This window comes from Niallia sp. FSL W8-0951, assembly GCF_038006525.1.
Classification (GTDB): domain Bacteria; phylum Bacillota; class Bacilli; order Bacillales; family Cytobacillaceae; genus Niallia; species Niallia circulans.
In genome coordinates this window covers 2,060,740-2,079,273 of sequence record NZ_JBBOVK010000001.1, presented here as the reverse complement: position 1 = coordinate 2,079,273, position 18,534 = coordinate 2,060,740, and the positions used below count along the sequence as shown (strand labels likewise).

At 34.8% G+C, this 18,534-nt stretch carries 16 protein-coding genes; 14 read left to right on the top strand and 2 right to left on the bottom strand.

The window, feature by feature from the left end:
- Positions 1 to 69: 69 nt before the first annotated feature.
- From NSS71_RS10430 to NSS71_RS10385, 10 genes are all read left to right on the top strand, one after another.
- Positions 70 to 1,836: a cache domain-containing sensor histidine kinase gene (locus NSS71_RS10430; protein ID WP_061798475.1), complete on the top strand. Its 1,767-nt coding sequence runs from the start codon at positions 70 to 72 to the stop codon at positions 1,834 to 1,836.
- Positions 1,837 to 1,848: 12 nt separating this feature from the next.
- Complete coding sequence (locus tag NSS71_RS10425) at positions 1,849 to 3,303, top strand: response regulator transcription factor (RefSeq protein WP_341151630.1); 1,455 nt, start codon at positions 1,849 to 1,851, stop codon at positions 3,301 to 3,303.
- Positions 3,191 to 3,961: a DUF624 domain-containing protein gene (locus NSS71_RS10420; protein WP_082810043.1), complete on the top strand. Its 771-nt coding sequence runs from the start codon at positions 3,191 to 3,193 to the stop codon at positions 3,959 to 3,961. The genes NSS71_RS10425 and NSS71_RS10420 overlap by 113 nt, the downstream gene beginning before the upstream one ends.
- On the top strand, positions 3,958 to 5,241 hold the full coding sequence (locus tag NSS71_RS10415) for a hypothetical protein (RefSeq protein ID WP_047941146.1): 1,284 nt from the start codon (positions 3,958 to 3,960) through the stop codon (positions 5,239 to 5,241). The genes NSS71_RS10420 and NSS71_RS10415 overlap by 4 nt, the downstream gene beginning before the upstream one ends.
- Before the next feature lie 290 nt (positions 5,242 to 5,531).
- Complete coding sequence (locus tag NSS71_RS10410; protein ID WP_061798469.1) at positions 5,532 to 6,488, top strand: ABC transporter permease; 957 nt, start codon at positions 5,532 to 5,534, stop codon at positions 6,486 to 6,488.
- A 10-nt stretch (positions 6,489 to 6,498) separates the two neighbouring features.
- The gene (locus NSS71_RS10405; protein WP_341151629.1) at positions 6,499 to 7,413 is read left to right on the top strand and encodes a carbohydrate ABC transporter permease; all 915 of its coding nucleotides are present in this window, start codon (positions 6,499 to 6,501) and stop codon (positions 7,411 to 7,413) included.
- Positions 7,414 to 7,458: 45 nt separating this feature from the next.
- On the top strand, positions 7,459 to 9,108 hold the full coding sequence (locus NSS71_RS10400) for an ABC transporter substrate-binding protein (protein ID WP_336044524.1): 1,650 nt from the start codon (positions 7,459 to 7,461) through the stop codon (positions 9,106 to 9,108).
- Positions 9,109 to 9,238: 130 nt separating this feature from the next.
- The gene (locus tag NSS71_RS10395; protein WP_336044522.1) at positions 9,239 to 10,153 is read left to right on the top strand and encodes an ROK family protein; all 915 of its coding nucleotides are present in this window, start codon (positions 9,239 to 9,241) and stop codon (positions 10,151 to 10,153) included.
- Entirely contained in the window at positions 10,140 to 12,446 is a 2,307-nt protein-coding gene (yicI, locus tag NSS71_RS10390) for an alpha-xylosidase (protein ID WP_336044519.1), read from the top strand. The genes NSS71_RS10395 and yicI overlap by 14 nt, the downstream gene beginning before the upstream one ends.
- A gap of 38 nt (positions 12,447 to 12,484) precedes the next feature.
- A complete protein-coding gene (locus tag NSS71_RS10385; RefSeq protein ID WP_061798461.1) occupies positions 12,485 to 13,948 on the top strand; it encodes a glycoside hydrolase family 1 protein in 1,464 nt (487 codons plus the stop codon).
- A gap of 108 nt (positions 13,949 to 14,056) precedes the next feature.
- On the opposite strand, the gene NSS71_RS10380 is transcribed toward NSS71_RS10385, so the two are convergent.
- Together NSS71_RS10380 and NSS71_RS10375 are read right to left on the bottom strand one after the other, a co-directional pair.
- Positions 14,057 to 14,773, bottom strand: a complete 717-nt coding sequence (locus NSS71_RS10380) for a M23 family metallopeptidase (protein WP_336044514.1) — start codon at positions 14,771 to 14,773, stop codon at positions 14,057 to 14,059.
- Positions 14,774 to 14,840: 67 nt separating this feature from the next.
- Positions 14,841 to 16,226 carry an alkaline phosphatase gene (locus NSS71_RS10375; RefSeq protein ID WP_341151628.1) on the bottom strand — a complete coding sequence of 462 codons (1,386 nt, stop codon included), beginning with the start codon at positions 16,224 to 16,226 and terminating at the stop codon, positions 14,841 to 14,843.
- 228 nt (positions 16,227 to 16,454) lie between these two features.
- Between NSS71_RS10375 and spoIIIAA the strand changes: the two genes are divergently transcribed.
- The 4 genes from spoIIIAA to spoIIIAD are packed head-to-tail and all read left to right on the top strand — an operon-like array spanning position 16,455 to position 18,525.
- On the top strand, positions 16,455 to 17,381 hold the full coding sequence (gene spoIIIAA, locus NSS71_RS10370) for a stage III sporulation protein AA (protein ID WP_095258935.1): 927 nt from the start codon (positions 16,455 to 16,457) through the stop codon (positions 17,379 to 17,381).
- Positions 17,382 to 17,897 (top strand): stage III sporulation protein SpoIIIAB, encoded by a 516-nt coding sequence (gene spoIIIAB, locus NSS71_RS10365; protein WP_341151627.1) that lies wholly within the window; start codon positions 17,382 to 17,384, stop codon positions 17,895 to 17,897.
- A gap of 17 nt (positions 17,898 to 17,914) precedes the next feature.
- A complete protein-coding gene (gene spoIIIAC, locus NSS71_RS10360; protein ID WP_016204918.1) occupies positions 17,915 to 18,121 on the top strand; it encodes a stage III sporulation protein AC in 207 nt (68 codons plus the stop codon).
- An 8-nt stretch (positions 18,122 to 18,129) separates the two neighbouring features.
- Complete coding sequence (spoIIIAD, locus tag NSS71_RS10355) at positions 18,130 to 18,525, top strand: stage III sporulation protein AD (RefSeq protein ID WP_336044534.1); 396 nt, start codon at positions 18,130 to 18,132, stop codon at positions 18,523 to 18,525.
- Positions 18,526 to 18,534: the final 9 nt, after the last annotated feature.

Sequence of the window (18,534 nt, the reverse complement as noted above, 5' to 3'; positions counted from 1 at the left end):
TAACGAATAAGACATGGATATCGTCTTCTCCTAAAAAATAGTGTTGTCTAAGTAAAGAGGCGATAAAAGATGCATAGTAAATTTATACCTATAAAAAAAAGATTGATGCTAATGTTCTTAAGTGTAGTTATCCCAATATTTATTGTAGGTATTTATTTAACAATAAATATAAGGCAGGATATGATCGAGTCTCGAGAAAGAGATATACTGGTTGAAACCGAAAGAGTAAGGAAGGGGTTAGAAGATAATTTCACTTCCATTATCCAAATATCAGATTGGATATATCAGGATGAAGGCTTGGAAGAGCTAGTAACAAAAAGGTATGCCAATCCTAAGGAAATGATTGAAGGGTATAATGAATTCACTTTATTTGATTATTTTCTTAGGTATCATAGTAATTTAGCCAATATTCGATTTTTTGTGGATAATAAATCATTTATGACCAATTCGAACTTCGTTTTTGCAGATGAACAAATAAAAGAGACGGAGTGGTATGAAATGGCTCTACAGGGAAAAGGAAAGATTTATTGGTACAATTTAGTAGATCCAGTAACAGAGAAACCTTTTTTGGCATTAGTCAGAAGCGTATATAACTTGGAAAATCAGTTTCTTGGTGTTCTTGCCATTTATGTAGATGAGTTATTGTTAATGGATATATTAAATTCAGCAACAATTGATAACGCATTACTATTAGACAAAAAGCTAACGAATTTTCAATATACGAACCATACACCAAAAAAATACTTAACAAAACAATTGCAAAACAAAATGAAAAATCATCCAATAAATGTTGGGGATACTTATTCCATTGAAATGAAAGACACAAAACCATTTATATTTTATGGGCAGATGTTAGATTTGCCTAAGTCCATTACGAATCATTTTCAAGTAGTGACAGTAATGAATAATCAAGAAATATTGAACGAAGTAAATAAAATAATGATAAAGAGCTATACAATTATCGGTCTTGTTATGTTACTAGTATTATTTGTTATTAAAAGATATACGAGTTCCATGGATAGAAGGATATTACAATTAAAAGATTCTATGCATAAAGTGGCAAACGGTGATTTTGATATTCCGATAACGATTGATGGCAATGATGAAATAAGAGATATCTATAATCAGCTCTATACAACAATGGAAAGCTTAAGAGAATTATTACATAAAAATTATCAGCATCAATTACAAGAAAAAAACTGGCAGCTGCAGCAGAAGGAATCGGAATTTAAATTATTGGCGAGCCAAATTAATCCACATTTTCTTTATAATACATTAGAAATGATAAGGATGAGAGCATTAAAGAATAAGGATAAAGAAGTATCAGAAAGTGTAAAAATTTTAAGCAAACTTTTAAGAAGATCCCTTGAAAATAATCAGCAGAAATATGTGAAATTAAGTGAGGAAATTGATTTTTTACTGCTATATCTGCGAATTCAGCAGCTTCGCTTCGGAAATAGAATAAGATATGAAATTACATCAGATGTAAATACAGCACAATATCATATTCTTCCCCTTATCTTGCAGCCTATTGTTGAAAATGCATTTGTGCATGGGATTGAAGAAAAAGTAGAAAGTGGGCTTATTCTAATAAATATTGTGCAAATGGAAGAAGCTATTCATATTTTTATTCAAGATGATGGCAAAGGCATACCGAAAGAAAAATTAATCGAAATTCAACAAATATTACATAAAGAGAAAATAGGAAACCGTATTGGCTTGAATAATGTGAATGAAAGAATAAAAAGAATGTATGGAAAAAAATACGGACTAACAATAACTAGTACAGAAGGGAAGGGAACGATTGTAAAAGTTACCATCCCAATAAAAGCATAGGGGGCGTAAATAATGAAAAAAGTACTAATTGTTGATGACGAGCCGGTAATTAGAGAGGGGCTGCCTTATATTATTGATTGGCAGGAATATGGATTTGAAATTGTTGGTTCTGCCCAAAATGGGAAAGAAGGAATAAAACTAATTAAAGAATACCAGCCTGATTTAGTAATAACAGATATACGAATGCCTGAGATGGACGGGTTAGAAATGATACAGACTGCCCAAAAAAGAGGAGAAACTTTTTATTCTATTATTCTATCAGGATATTCAGAATTTACTTACGCTCAAAAAGCCATTCGCTTAGGAACAGTATCTTATTTGTTAAAACCAATAGATGAAGATGAATTAACAGATATATTGTTAGGGATACGCAAAAAAGTAGATAAACAGAAAGAGACGAATAATGATATCTACAATGTTCTAAGGAAAAATATTTTTGAAGGGGATTTTACACCCTGTACACAAGAATATAGGTTGGCTTGTTTAATACGTTTTTCAAACCAATCCATAGCAAGGGAATTTCAGACAAGAATAAGGGAGAATAAAAACGTTCTTTGTTATTTATTAACACACGATGATTATACGTATATATTGACACTAATTTTAGATGATTTTGATTTAAATACCTTGGAAAGGGAACTGCTGTCTATAGCTAGTCAAGAAGGGGAAGTTATACTTCAGTCTTCATGGCAAAATAAAAGCAGCCCTTTGAAACAGCTATATAAAGAGATAAGAAAGTTAAAAGATATTACCTTTTCTTATGCTAACTTAGGTCTTATTTCAAATGAAAGAATAAAAAGTTTACAAGCCAAAACTCATTTTACAGGAAATATAACAGAGCAGCTGTTAAAGGATATTTTGTATGATGGAGATCTTGCAAATTCTCTTTTTAAATATAAGGAAAACTTCCGTTATCATTCACTACATGAAAATGAAATCAAATGGAATGTCAGTAAGGAGTTCCAAAGTGTTGTAAATAACGTGATAGATACTATTAATCCAACAGATAGAGAGCGCTTGCAGGAAGTGGTAAATACTGCTGAAAAGAGTATCGCAAGAAGTAGAACGATGGAACAGTTAATGAAGGAAATGGAAAATAGTTATCGAGTGTTGCAGCAAATTGTGAATGAAAGCTTTAATAGAATTAATACTATCCAAGAAATAGAAAGATATACACAAAAACACTATAAGGAAGATTTAAATCTTAAAATTATATCAGAGCACTTTAATTATAACAACGCTTACATCGGCAAAAAATTCAAAAAAGAAACTGGAAAAAGCTACTCTCAATATCTAGATGAAATACGGATGGGCAAAGCAAAACAACTACTAAAAGATTCTAATTTAATGATTTATGAGATTGCAGAAAGAACAGGTTATGCTAATTTGGACTATTTTTATAAAAAGTTTAAGCGACATTGTGGCATGTCACCAAATGAATACCGAAAATTACAAGGTAATGGGTGAAGCGATGAATAGTAGGAAGCTTTATCAAACTCTAAATTACATATCCACTTTCTTTCTTTTGAATCTATGTTTTGTATTCAGTAACATATTATTCTTTACTGCTTTATTGCTTTTTCCATTTTCCCTAGAAAATATTATGCTGTTTTATATATCGCTTCTTCCTATGGGAGCAAGTCTCACTGCCCTTTTCTCCACTAACGGCCGATTGTTAAGAGAAGGAAGTATCACTCCGGTAAAAGATTTTTTCATGGATTATAAAACAAATTTTAAACTCAGTTTTATTTATTGGTTTATACAGTTAACCATCCTTTTAATCTTATTTGTTGATTTTTTTTATATGCTACAAAAAAATAATTTAATACTGGCTTGTGTAGTTGCTATTCTTTTAGCAATTGTCTTTATCACCACAAGTATTGGTCTTAGTGTATTAAGCAGATTTGAAAGTAATATGAAAACATTATTAAAAGCAGGACCGTTTATATTGTTGCGATTTCCAGGAAAAGCATTCTTACACTTATCCACTTCTGTTATTCTAGTTGTCTTTTTTTACTATGTCCCCGCTGTATCCTTTTTATTTGCTTTTAGCCTGTTCGGCTTTATTTTAATGTATTATACAAATCCGGTGCTGTATCGGCTAGAGAAGGAGTTAAAAAAATGAAAATCAGTCCAAAAAACTATCTATATATTTTTATCCCTCTAGTAATGTTTCTGATGGCAAGCTGCAATCAAGAAAAAGAACATGCTTCGCCTATAAAAAGCAGCATAAGCTTAAAAAACATCGAGCAGGCAAGTGAGCTGCGTATTAAACAACAGGACAGTTCGATAAAACTAAGCAAAGAAGGAAGTTATTGGACTGTAAAGGAACAGACTTTCCAAGATGATATGGCAAATCAATTTGTTCTAGCTTTATCAAGTATGAGAGGAGATAAAGTGAAAGAGCAGAAGGAAATGGATTTATTAATCGAGGTGGCAGCAGATCAATCACAAATGAAGTTATATAAAAAGAAAAATCAATATTATTTAGTGAGACAAAACCAAACTTATCAGCTTTCTTATGTTCCAAACCTTGTGAAATTCTACTCACCGATAATTTTTTCAGAAAGGAAGGCATTTCCACTAGAAGCAGATCAGATAAAAAAGATTGAATTTCGAGGAAAGCAAGCTCACTATTCCTTGAGTAAACAAACTACTTATTCATCGGTCGAAAAAGCACCCTTTATAAGTGGATGGTTTCTTCATGACTATTATTCACACGATTATTCAGTGGAATACAAAAAAATGGATGAAATCTTGTCTACACTTACACATTTAAAAGTATCAGATCCATTAAAAGAAATCGATCAAAGTAAGCTGACCAATTGGAAGGAGATTATTATTCAAGAAGAGGGTAAGGAATATACTTTACAATTGCTAAAGGATGAAAATAATCAATACTATGCGACCGTTAATAAAGAAAAAAAGCTTTTTTTCGTTCCAAAAGGGCAAATTGAAAATTTAGTAAATCACCCTTTTTCTATTATCGATAAGTTTCTGTGCCTTATTATGGCAGATGCTTTGAACAAGTGGACAATTGAAGGCAAACAATCAGAGCAGATTACTGCTTTCCATCGACTTAATAGTAAGTCAGATAAAATTATTTCTTCCTTTCAATTAAATAATAGAAATATAGACGAAGCAGACTTTCGAAATTTATATCAATATATTGCTGTACTATCTGCAAATGAGGAATATAAAGGAGAGGCATTAGAAAATAACCCTTATTTGAAAATGACGTACGATTTTACATCTGACGGAAGCGAACATAGTCGAAAACTAGAATTTTATCCATTGAAAACTAATGATAGTATGTTCGCTATTAAAGAAAATGGCAATATTGATTTTGTTATCAAAAAAGACCAATTAGTAACGATGCTTAAGCAAGTAAATGAATTTGATTAATCGAATAATTAGATGGCTGAATTCCTTTATATAGGGCAGCTTAGAAATATATCCAAGAGGCAAATTTGAAGTAGTACTTCTAGAAGAGAAATTTGCCTGTTATCAAAGTGCTCATTCAATCATGAGCACTTTTGGTTTATTACTGTTTGAAAGTATATATCAATAGATTAAACGCTTTCAAAACACTATTTTTTACTACTTACTACACTAAGAATTACTATTAAAAATGAAAGCGTAACCAATTATACTTTATCTATAAAGAAGTTACTTTAGTTAGGGAGTGGGGAGAGATGGAGATAGCACCTCTTGTTAAGCAAGAAAAAAAGCCCCAAAAGGAGAAAAAGATCACCTGGAAAAAGCTGAAAGATCAAAAAGTACTTATCATGATGGCACTACCCTTGGTAATTTGGCTTATCGTATTTTGTTATGTACCTCTTTTTGGATGGATAATGGCTTTTCAAGATTATAAGCCTGCATTAGGAGTTCTAGGATCCCCATGGGTTGGACTTAAGCACTTTAAAGCACTGTTTGAGGACGAATTGTTTTATCGGGCATTAATTAATACTTTGGGAATGGGTGGGTTAGGGATTGTTTTTGGAACCGCAAGTTCAATTGCTCTGGCTCTCTTATTAAATGAGCTCCGGTTCACAAGATTTAAGAAGTTTACACAGACCGTATCATACCTTCCGCATTTTGTATCGTGGGTAATTGTAGCAAACATTGTAACTACCATGCTTTCAACTAATGGAGCATTGAATGAATTATTATTGTCCCTCCATATTATTGATAGCCCAATACAATTTATGAGTGATCCCAATAAGTTTTGGTATATTGTCACATTCTCTGACGTTTGGAAAGAAATGGGATGGAATGCAATTATTTATCTCGCAGCAATGGTGAGTATCGATAAAGAAATGTATGAAGCAGCTTGGGTAGATGGAGCAAGTCGGTTTAAACAAATGATCCACATTACACTTCCATCTATCAAACCTATTATCCTTATACTATTAATTTTGAGTATTGGCAACCTTATTAATATCGGATTTGAAAAACAAATGCTGCTTGGAAATAATATCGTAGCAGATAAAGCGCTTGTACTGGACAAGTATGCTCTTGATTACGGTATTGGTATGTTTAGATATTCCTATGGTACAGCAATAGGAATTTTTAAATCAGTCGTTAGTATTATTCTTATCTTTATATTTAATAATATTGCCAAAAAATCAGGGAATGGCGGACTTATGTAAGGAGGCTAATATGAAAAATTTATTCAGGAAGAAAAAGAGCATAAATCGACCTACTGGCTTTGATGTAGTCATTGGAGCAATAATGATCATCATCATTATCGCCACACTCTATCCATTTTTAAATGTTCTAGCTATTTCATTAAATGATTCAGTGGATACAGCTAAAGGTGGTTTGCACATTTTGCCAAGGGAATTTACTTTTGCAAACTATATAGAAATCTTCAGCAATAATGATCAACTGCTGTTATCCTTTACCAATTCTGTTTTAAGAACAGTCATTGGTACTATTGCAGGAGTCTTATGTACATGTGTCATGGCTTATGTCATTAGCCGAAAAGACTTCATCTTTCGAAAACATCTTACAACATTGCTGATCGTTACGATGTATGTCAGCGGCGGGCTAATCCCTGGATATATTTTAATTCGCAATTTAGGATTGATTAACAGTTTTGCTGTTTATATTATTCCAGCATTACTAAGTGCTTTTAATGTAATCGTTATAAGATCCTTTATTGATAGTTTACCAGATGCACTGGAAGAATCAGCAAAAATAGACGGAGCAAATGATTTTGTTATATTTTACAAGATTATTATGCCGTTATGCATTCCAGCGATTGCTACAATAGCTCTTTTTATCGCTGTTGGTCAATGGAATAGCTGGTTCGATACCTATTTATATGCGAGGGGGAATGTTAATCTAACAACACTACAATATGAATTAATGAAGATTTTAGACAATGCTAGTGCACAATCAACGGGAAATGTCAGTAATTCAGCTATGGAGCAATTAAATGCAGGAAAAACTACTCCAGAATCTATTAAAATGGCAATCACTATTATTGCTACTGTACCTATATTACTAGTATATCCATTTCTGCAAAAATATTTTGTTTCAGGATTAACATTAGGAGCAGTGAAAAATTAATCAGCTAGGTTAGCCTATTTTGCTTATTATTAGGAGGGATTTTTAATGAAATGGAAGAAAATGATAATGGCAGGTTCGGTGTTTTCGGCAAGTCTGTTACTTGCAGCTTGTAATAATGCTGTTGATTCAGAAAAAGAGCAAGATGGAGACATTACAACCCTAACGTTTTTTAGTGCGGATTTAACGAAGGATGACAAATTTGATAATCCAGTTGCTAAAGAAATTACCAAAAAAACAGGGGTAAAGTTAGAAATTTCTCATCCGGTTGGTGGCGATACACAAGCAGTTCCTTTAATGATTGCAAGCGGCGATTATCCTGACTTAATTTTTGGCAAAGGCGATCTTAATAAATTAATTGATGCTGGAGCTGTTATCCCATTAGATGAACTGATTGAAGACAAGGGGGGAAATTTGAAAGCTCTGTATGGTGATCAACTAGTCCGCCTAAAGAACAATACAGAAGATCCGCAGATTTACCATGTGGGTACAGGCGGCATGACGAATACAGTATTAAATCCTAGCGGAACATTTAAAATACAATTAGAAGTATTAAAAGAATTAGGCTATCCAGAGATTAAAACTTTAGAAGATTACGAGAATGCTTTAAAAGCTTATAAAGAAAAGTATCCGCAAATCAATGGACAAGATACGATTGGCTTATCTTTATTAGGTAGTGACTGGAGATGGCTCATTACAGTAGGAAACCCAGCAGGATATGCATCTGGATATCAAGATGATGGGCAATGGCTGGTGGATGAAAGTACAGGCGAGACAAGATATAAATTCCAAGATGAGAAAGTAAAAGAGTACTTTAAATGGCTCAACCATATGTATGATGAAGGATTAGTAGATCCAGAGAGTTTTACTCAAAAATATGACACATATATCGCAAAAATATCTTCGGGTCGTGTCATAGGTTTAGCGGATCAAAACTGGGATATAAATGATGGAATTGCGGCCCTTAAAGCAGACGGCCAGTCGTGGAGAACTTACGCACCACTTCCTGTGACATTGGAAGAAGGTATTTTACAGCCAGATACAAAAGACTATGGATATACAGGTACGATTGGTGTTTCCATTTCCTCTACAAGTAAACAACAAGAAAAGGCTTTTGAATTTTTAGACTGGATGGCGTCAGAAGAAGCACAAATCTTAGTTAACTGGGGGATTGAAGGAGAAAACTATGAAATCAAGGATGGAAAACGTGTTGCTACCGATATTAAAGAATCGCAAACAGATCCTAATTATTCCCTTAAAACAGGAGTCGGGAACTATATTTACCCGTTTCCACAATGGGGAACAGGAGCAGTTGATTCCACTGGGCAACCAATATCAAGGTCTGATACGAAAGAATTAGCCATGTCGAATTACACTGAGGAAGAAAAAGAGGTTATAAGTAGTTATGGTCATGAAGTGTGGGCAGACTTCTTCCCATCCCCAGATGAATTAGGACAGACAAAGCACGGTCGTGCTTTTGAAATAGCTATTCCAGCAAGCAGTGATTTGACAGTGATTCAACAAAAGGCAGACGACTACACGACACAAGCAATTACTGATATTATCATTTCCCCTCCAAGTGAGTTTGAACAGAAATGGTCAGAAATGCAAACAAAATTAAAAGAGATGGGGATTGATAAAGCTAGTTCGGATATGACTGGATTAGTAAAAGATCGCATGAAGTTATGGGAGAATTAAAGATTTACTTTTATGGGTGAAACATCTGAGGAAATAAAAACTATTTCTTCTTTAAACGACTCTGTTGGAACAAAGCAGAATAGTTTTTCCTATCTTTCTACTGTTTCATCCCTTTAAGGGGAGATTGGTAATGGCTGTCATAAGTTTTGATGTAGGTGGAACATATGTGAAATATGGATTGATCGAAGACTCTCACATTGTTCAAAAAGGAAAATTCAAAACAGATAAGGTTGACAAAGATAGTTTTCTATCTAGTTTGGCTGCAAAAATAGAAGAATTGAGCCTGTTAGCATCTATTAAAGGAATAGGTATAAGCTTTCCAGGGTTTATTGATACAGTAAATGGAGTTCCTATTCTTGCAGGCGCAATTACTTCTATAAATGGAGTAAATATAGTAAATGAAGTAAAGAGAAGATTAACAATGGATTGTCCAATCTATATAGAAAATGATGCGAATTGTGCCGCTATAGCAGAAAAGTATAATGGTGCAGCAATTGATAATAATGATTTTATTCTCTTAACGCTTGGGACGGGAGTAGGCGGTGCGATTTACTATCAGAATCAAACAATGAAGGGTCACTCTTATCGAGCTGGTGAATTAGGTATGATGCTAACAGATTATGGGAGATTTCCGAATAAAACACTTCATGAGTTAGCATCCACAAGTGCACTTATCAGCCTTTATAAAGAAAAATATAGACTTCCGCCTGAAGTGGAAATAACTGGTGAAGAAATATTTTCTCTAATAAATGATTACAAGGTAGAAGCGATAATTAGAGAGTGGAGTAAGTACGTTGCGGTAGCGATATTTAATTCTGTCGTTATTTTCAATCCCGAGAAGGTTCTAATTGGTGGCGGCATAAGTCAAAATCCTGCACTATATCCTTATATAAACGAGGCATTAAACTCGATACCTTACTGGCAAGATTTCATGATACCTGTTGAAATTTGTAAGCATTATAATGATTCGGGTTTATGGGGGGCTTATATTTTAGTAGAAAACCATTTAAAGCAAGGGGAGTGTGAAAGAAATGAAATTTCTTAACGGCGGATGGTTAGTTAAAGACGGTTTTGAAGTGAATTATGCTACACATGTGTATTCGACAAGACAATCAAAAAATATCTTAACTTTATATGCTCCTTTTTCCTATATAAATCATAAAGGGTCAACATTAGATGGCGGGATGATGACCATTGAACTATTCACTCCACATCCAGATATAATCGGTGTCAGAATGTACCATTATAAAGGAACAAAAAAACTTGAGCCGTGTTTTGTGATCAATAAAAAAGAAATTGTTCCAGATATTTCAGAATCGGAATCTGCATATTCTTTTGTTGCTGGGGATTTAAGTGCCGTTGTGACAAAGGGAGAAACCTTTACGATAACTTTTAAATATAAGGGACGAATCCTTACAGAAAGCAATCCAAGAAGTAAAGGATATATTAAAGATCCACAGGGAGATTCCCATATCAGTGAACAATTGTCTATTGGTGTAGGAGAAAACATTTATGGCTTAGGAGAACGGTTTACTAATTTTGTGAAAAACGGGCAAACAGTCGATATTTGGAATGCAGACGGAGGGACTGGTACGGAACAGGCATATAAAAATATTCCATTCTATGTAAGCAGCAATGGGTATGGTGTATTTGTGAATACTCCAGGGAAAGCTAGTTTTGAAATTGGAAGTGAAAAGGTGTCGAAGGTGCAATTTAGCGTACCTGGTGAAATGATGGAATATTATGTAATTGGGGGCGGAAATCTAAAGCAAGTATTAGAAAATTATACTGACTTGACAGGGAAACCATCAATGCCGCCCGCATGGTCCTTTGGTCTTTGGTTAAGTACTTCCTTTTTAACAGATTATGATGAAAAAACAGTTACTTCTTTTGTAGATGGAATGGCAGAGCATGATATTCCTTTAGAAGTTTTTCATTTTGATTGTTTATGGATGAAAGAATATGAATGGTGCAATTTTACTTGGGATCAAGATATCTTTCCAGAACCTGAAAAGATGTTAGCGAGGTTAAAAGCAAAAGGATTAAAAATCTGTGTTTGGATTAATCCGTATATTGGCCAAAAGTCACCTTTATTTGATGAAGGAATGGAAAAAGGCTACTTCTTAACAAAAGCTAATGGTGATATTTGGCAATGGGATAAGTGGCAAGCAGGAATGGCAATTGTGGATTTTACTAATCCTGCAGCAGTAAAGTGGTATCAGTCCCAGTTAACCTCTTTGCTTGATATGGGAGTCGACTCTTTTAAGACAGATTTTGGCGAACGTATTCCAATAGATTGCGTTTATTATGACGGATCTGATCCGGAAAGAATGCATAATTACTATGCCTATTTGTATAACGAAGTAGTTTATAACCTTTTAGTAGAGGTGCGCGGCAAAGAAGAAGCCGTAGTCTTTGCCAGGTCTGCATCCGTTGGTTCGCAAAAGTTTCCAGTACATTGGGGTGGGGATAGTACTTCTGATTATCCATCAATGGCTGAAACACTTCGGGCAGGGTTATCTTTTGGCCTTGGCGGTTTTGGTTATTGGAGTCATGATATCTCAGGATTTGAGGCAGGAGCAACGCCAGATATTTATAAAAGATGGACGCAGTTTGGCCTATTATCTTCCCATAGCCGCTATCACGGAAGCTGGGAGTATAAAGTGCCTTGGATGTATGGAGAAGAGGCAGTGGAGGTTACACGCACCTTTACAAAATTGAAACTGAGTTTAATGCCATATTTAATTGCTCAATCTGTATATACTGCAGAAAAAGGGATACCTATGATGAGACCAATGGTTTTAGAGTTCCCACATGATATTTCTACTCATACTTTAGATCGTCAATACATGCTCGGAGATCATCTATTAGTAGCACCAATTTTTAGAGAAGACGGGAAAGTTAATTTTTATGTACCAGAGACAAAAGGAGTTTGGACCAATTATTTAACAGGAGAATTATATGAGGGTGGTCATTGGTATGAGCAATCGTATGATTATTTTACGCTGCCGTTATTGGTCCGCCCAAATAGCATTATTATCGAAGGAAGCTGCAGGGAACATGCAGTATATGATTATACGGAAAAGCCGAAGATTCACGTATATGATTTACATGAAAACCAACTCCTTTCAGCTGCGATATATAGCAAAGATGGAGAAAAACAAGCGAATGTCATGTTATCGAAAAAGCACGGGCAGTATGAAATAGAGGTTACTGGCATAAATAAATATGAAATTATTTTACATGGAGTAACGGATATTCCTCCAGCTCCAGAAGTGAAAGTAGAGAATAATTCCACCCGGATTGTTTCATCCAAACAAAAATGGACACTTGGCTAAACGAGTAGAAGGGTTAAGGAAAAGGAGGGACAGAAGTTATGTACCATAAACAACTAGATGACTTTCCAGCCGATTTTCTATGGGGTGCTGCATCAGCTGCGTACCAAATTGAAGGTGCTTGGAATGTTGATGGGAAAGGGCCTTCTATCTGGGATACTTTCTCCAAAATAAAAGGAAAAACATATGAAGGAACAACTGGAGATGTAGCCGTCGATCATTATCATTTATATAAGGATGATGTGAGATTGATGGCAGAAATGGGTTTAAGGGCATATCGCTTTAGCGTTTCTTGGAGCAGAGTAATTCCAGATGGTGACGGTCGTGTGAATGAAGCAGGCTTATTATTTTATGAAAGATTAGTAGATGAGTTATTGGCTAATAAAATTGAGCCGGTTATCACTCTTTATCACTGGGATTTACCACAATCATTACAGGATCGCTTTAATGGCTGGGAGTCTCGAGAAACAATTAAAGCTTTTAAAAAATATTGTGAAGTGTTATATCGTAGATTGGGAAAAAAGGTTACTTATTGGGTATCCATGAATGAACAAAATGTTTTCACCACACTTGGTTACCGATGGGCCATACATCCACCTGGAGTTACCGATTTAAAAAGAATGTATGAAGCCAATCATATTATTAATCTTGCAAATGCGGAAGCAATTAAGTTATTTCATGAATTAGTGCCGAATGGAAAGATCGGACCAAGTTTTGGATATGGACCGATGTACCCTTTAAATGCAGATCCAGCTAATGTATTGGCAGCAGAAAATGGCGAGTCCTTTAACAATGATTGGTGGCTAGATGTATATTGTAAAGGGACTTATCCAAGGTTTGTGAGGAAACAACTAGCGAGACTTGGAATTGCTCCCACGGTTTTGGAAGAAGATGAAATTTTATTAAAATCTGCTAAACCAGACTTTTTAGGTATTAATTATTACCATGGTGGCACAGCACAGCAGAATCGATTGGAGCTTTCTGACAAGGATTGTGAAAAAGAATTTTTAGGAACTGATCCATATTTAATGCAGCCTAAAAGCGGTCAAGCAGTTACTCCAGAGATTCCGATGTTTAATGCAGTCGAAAATCCATATTTGCAAAAGACAGATTGGGGATGGGAAATAGATCCAATTGGTTTTCGAATAGCATTAAGAAGAGTTCAAGCAAGATATGATTTACCAATTTTTATTACAGAAAATGGCTTAGGTGCTATTGATACAATTGCTGAGAATGGACAAATAAAGGATTATTACCGTATTGATTATTTAAAGAATCATATATTAGAAATGAAAAAAGCAATAACAGATGGAGTGGACATTATCGGATATTGCGCATGGTCTTTTACTGATCTGTTAAGTTGGTTGAATGGATATAAAAAACGTTACGGTTTTGTTTATGTAAATAGAACGGAGCATGAAGAAAAGGATTTAAGAAGGATACCGAAAGAAAGCTATTATTGGTATAAACAGCTTATTTTAGAAAATGGTGTGTCGATTAAATAGCGGAAAGCAACACCCTGTTTCAAAGAAGTTAATAAATAAACCCAACTCAGTCTTTTATTTCCAAAAAATAAGAGTTTGTCTACAGTCTAAGAGTAGGATAAATATAATTTATCCTACTCTTAGTTTTTGGCCAGGGTAAATTTTGTCTACATTTTTCAATTGATTCCATTCCTTTATTTTTCCTGCACTTGTATGAAAATTTTTTGCTATTCGGCTGACTGTATCTCCTTTTTTGACCACATAATAGACAGCCTTTTGGGAAGGTATTTTGATTTTTTGTCCGACTTTGATGATATCTTGGTTTTCTATCTGGTTAAAAGCACGTAGAACTTTAATCGTTGTCTTAAATTTTCTGCTAATTTGATACAGGGTATCCCCTTTTTTCACAATATATTCTGTATTATGTGAAGGGATTGTATTAGAATCTAATTCAAAATATGGTAATGGATTAACTGCGTTAGATTTATTGATATTCCAACGACCAATGTGTAATTCAAAGTGCAAATGCTGACCTGTTGATTCTCCTGTACTTCCCATAATGCCAATAACTTGTCCTTTTTTTACATAATCGCCAACCTTCACTTTTCGAGATCCTCTTTTCAAATGCGCATACACTGTTTCATATTCTTGTCCAGATATTTTATGAAGAATCATAATGCATTCTCCGTAACTTGCCGAGTAATAGGATCTGCTGACAATCCCGTCAGCACAAGCTTTAATTGCATTGATGCCATTGTGGGCAAAATCTATCCCAAAGTGCATGTTTTTACCAGTTGCACGAAATTCGTTTGATATATATGTCACGGAAGTTGGTTTAGAAAACATATCATATCACCTCATGATAGCATATGACGAAGTGGTTATAATTGGTTGGACTTTCCCTTTTTATTTCTTAGAAGGCATATCCCATAATCTCAGCAATTTTTCTGGGGATATCGGTGTTATCTAAAACACCATGAAATTCTTCTGCTCCTGTCCCAACTGCAAATACAACAATCATATTGCTTGTATGGCCGCCTGTTGAACTAAGCTGCTGGGTGAGTGGATGTACTATGCCTGCATGATAATGGTTCGCGATAATAGTGCCAATTTTCCAGTCCATTTGTTGTTCTCGATATACTTGTCCGTTATTTACTTTCGGATTTATTTGCAGCTGAAGCAGCTCATCTTTCCTGAGGTCTATTCCAGCATAGTCTTTAAAAACTTTCTTTATGCTTTTTGTCGTATAGCCATTTTTTGTTTTTTTCTTTATTAATTGCTGAGCCATATAATGAGGGGACGCTGAAACCTTTTTTAAACCACTAATATCTAACGCTTCTGTAGCAGATATGCCCATTGTTTCGTGATCTGCTGCAACAACAACCAATGTATCGTTTCTTTTATTCGCCCATTCCACACAGTACTTAACCACTTCATCAAATGCAACTGTTTCTTTCCATATACCAGTTATATCAGAAGCATGAGAGGCGTGATCTATTCGACCTCCTTCAATCATTGCAAAAAATCCTTTTTGTTCACTTGATAGCACGTCTAATGCCTTTTTCGTCATTTCTTCCAATGTTGGTTCAGTTGTTTTGATATGACTTCTATCAAGTTGAAAATTCAAATGAGCATCACCGAATAATCCAAGCCATTTTTGGGCATTCGTTTTTTCTAATTCCTCAGCGGTTGTTAGAAAATCATATCCAGCTTTTTTATAAGCACCGATAAGATCAATTCCTCGTTTATCCTTATGAGTAAAGTACTTTTTGCCTCCTCCCATGATAATATCCACCTTATTATTCAATTGTTGTATAGCAATTTCCTCCTGGTCTGCCCATCTATTATTGACGCTTGCGGTAAAGCTGGCAGGTGTTGCATCTGTAACAGAATTTGTCGTGATGATGGCCGTTTTTTTACCATCCTTTTTAAATTTGTCTAAAATACTATCTACATTTTTTCCTTCTGGTGTAATACCTATCATTCCATTATTTGTTTTCCTTCCTATTGCAAGGGCTGTTCCTCCAGCAGCAGAGTCTGTTACCCGATTATTGCTAGATGAAGTATGAACTATGGCAGTATAGGGAAGTGTTTCTAGAAAAAGTCTTCCATTTACTCCATGTTCAAATAATCGAGCAATCTCCATTTGTCCAATGCCCATACCATCACCGATGAGCAAAATAACATTTTTTGGTTTTTTCTGTTGTTCCTTGCTAAAAGCAGGCTTTTCTACCATTGTTTGCATGGAAAGAAAGAACCCTAAACTAATGGAAAGAAAGGCGATAAGTAGTCTTTTCAAGTCTTTTCCCCTCCTTTATTTTTTGCTTTTAATCCTATATAGCATTTGAAAAAAAACAAATTTTTAACCACTTGTAACTAAATGTCACTTTTTTTCTGAAAAAAAACTGAATTAATGAAGAGATGACATAAAAAAAGAAGACAAGCATACATTTTAATAAGTCATCCTATATATGTCATTACAAAGCAGCCAATTTAAACTAGGAAATTTCATTAAGGAGGAACTATTGTGAATACTATCTATTCTTTTTTGCCTAAAGCAATCGAAAATCATATTCTCACAATCCCTCCATCAGAAAGATTAGGGATGGAAGAGATTCGAGTTCGCATAGGTAGACCTTTAGAAGTATTTATAAATGGACGTTCTATCTTTTTTCCATTTATTGTTTCGAAAGAAGATGGGAACCAATTATTGAATAAAATCAGTCAGTATTCGGTCTATACAATGGAAGAAGAATTGAAAAGAGGATATATCACTATTCAAGGTGGACATCGGATTGGACTAGCAGGCAAGGTCATTTTACAAGATAGCAAAGTTAAGGCAATAAGGGATGTAGCATCTTTTAATATTCGAATTGCAAAGGAGCAAATTGGCATTGCTAATCCATTTATTCCTTATTTATATGATAAAGGGAAATGGCGTCATACGATGATTATTGGCCCTCCACAGACCGGGAAAACGACTTTATTGAGGGATATTGCTAGATTAATTTCTTCTGATACGGAAAATTCTTTGTTAAAACCAGCTAAAGTAGGAATTGTGGATGAGCGGTCTGAAATTGCCGGATGCTTGGATGGTATTCCACAAATGACATTTGGTCCCCGTGTAGATGTACTGGATGCTTGTCCAAAAGCAGAAGGAATGATGATGATGATTCGCTCCATGAGTCCAGATGTCCTCATAGTGGATGAGGTTGGTCGGAAAGAGGATGAAGAAGCAATACTAGAAGCAGTGAATGCAGGTATTCAATTAATAATGACTACACATGGTTCAAGCTTGGAAGAAGTAAAAAAACGACCAATGCTTTCTAGCATGATAAAAATGGGCATATTCGAACGTTATATTGAATTAAATAGAAGGAAAGGTCCTGGGACTGTGACAGCGATAAAAAATGGACAAGGCCAGTTATTGATGGATGAAATGAAGGTGAAATAAATGATTAAAATAATTGGTGCAATCTTGATCCTTGCTTCTACAAGCTGGGGTGGAATGGAATTTTCCAAGCTATTAAGTCAAAGACCAATGCAAATTCGCGCTTTAAAATCTGCTCTGCAATCTTTAGAGGCGGAGATTATGTATGGACATACCCCTTTGCATGAAGCGAGTAGACGATTAGCTGAACAATTAAGTGAACCATTACGTTCCTTTTTTGCGAGCTTTGCAGAACGCCTGCTTAAAGAGGATACAACAGTGAAAGAGGCATGGACAGCCTCTTTGCATGAGATTTGGAAAAAAACAGCGATGAAGGATTCAGAATTAGAAATTATGAAACAATTTGGAGAAACATTAGGAAGACATGATCGTTTTTCCCAGCAGAAGCAGATTATGTTAACACTTACCCATCTGGAAAGAGAAGAAGAGGAAGCAAGGGAAATACAAGGGAAATATGAAAAAATGATAAGGAGCTTAGGATTTCTTTCGGGTCTGCTGATTGTCATTTTATTGATGTAGTTTAGGAGGAGACTTTTATGGGTTTAGAGGTCGATATTATATTCAAAATCGCTGGTGTTGGAATCGTTGTTGCTTTTTTACACACAATCCTCGACCAAGTCGGCAAAAAAGAATATGCACAGTGGGTTACATTATTTGGATTTATTTACATTCTATTTATGGTAGCGAATATTGTAAATGACTTATTCCAGAAAATCAAAGCAGTATTTTTATTCCAAGGGTAAAGGAGGATATCATCATTGAAATTCTTCAAATAGTTGGAATTGCACTTGTTTCCACATTTTTAGCACTCGTTGTAAAAGAACAAAAGCCAAATATCGCCTTTTTATTAGTTGTTTTTGTCGGCTGTGCCATCTTTCTTTTTCTTGTAGACCAAATAGCTGCAATCATCCAAATGGTGGAAAGAATCGCATTGAATGCAAATGTAAATACCGTTTATGTCGAAACGATTCTAAAAATAATTGGTATTGCCTATATTGCAGAATTTGCTGTGCAAATTACAAAAGATGCGGGACAAGGATCGATCGCATCCAAGATTGAACTAGCAGGGAAGATATTAATATTGGCAATGGCTGTTCCGATCTTAACCGTCTTAGTTGAAACTATTTTAAATATGATTCCCAATTAACTTAGGAAA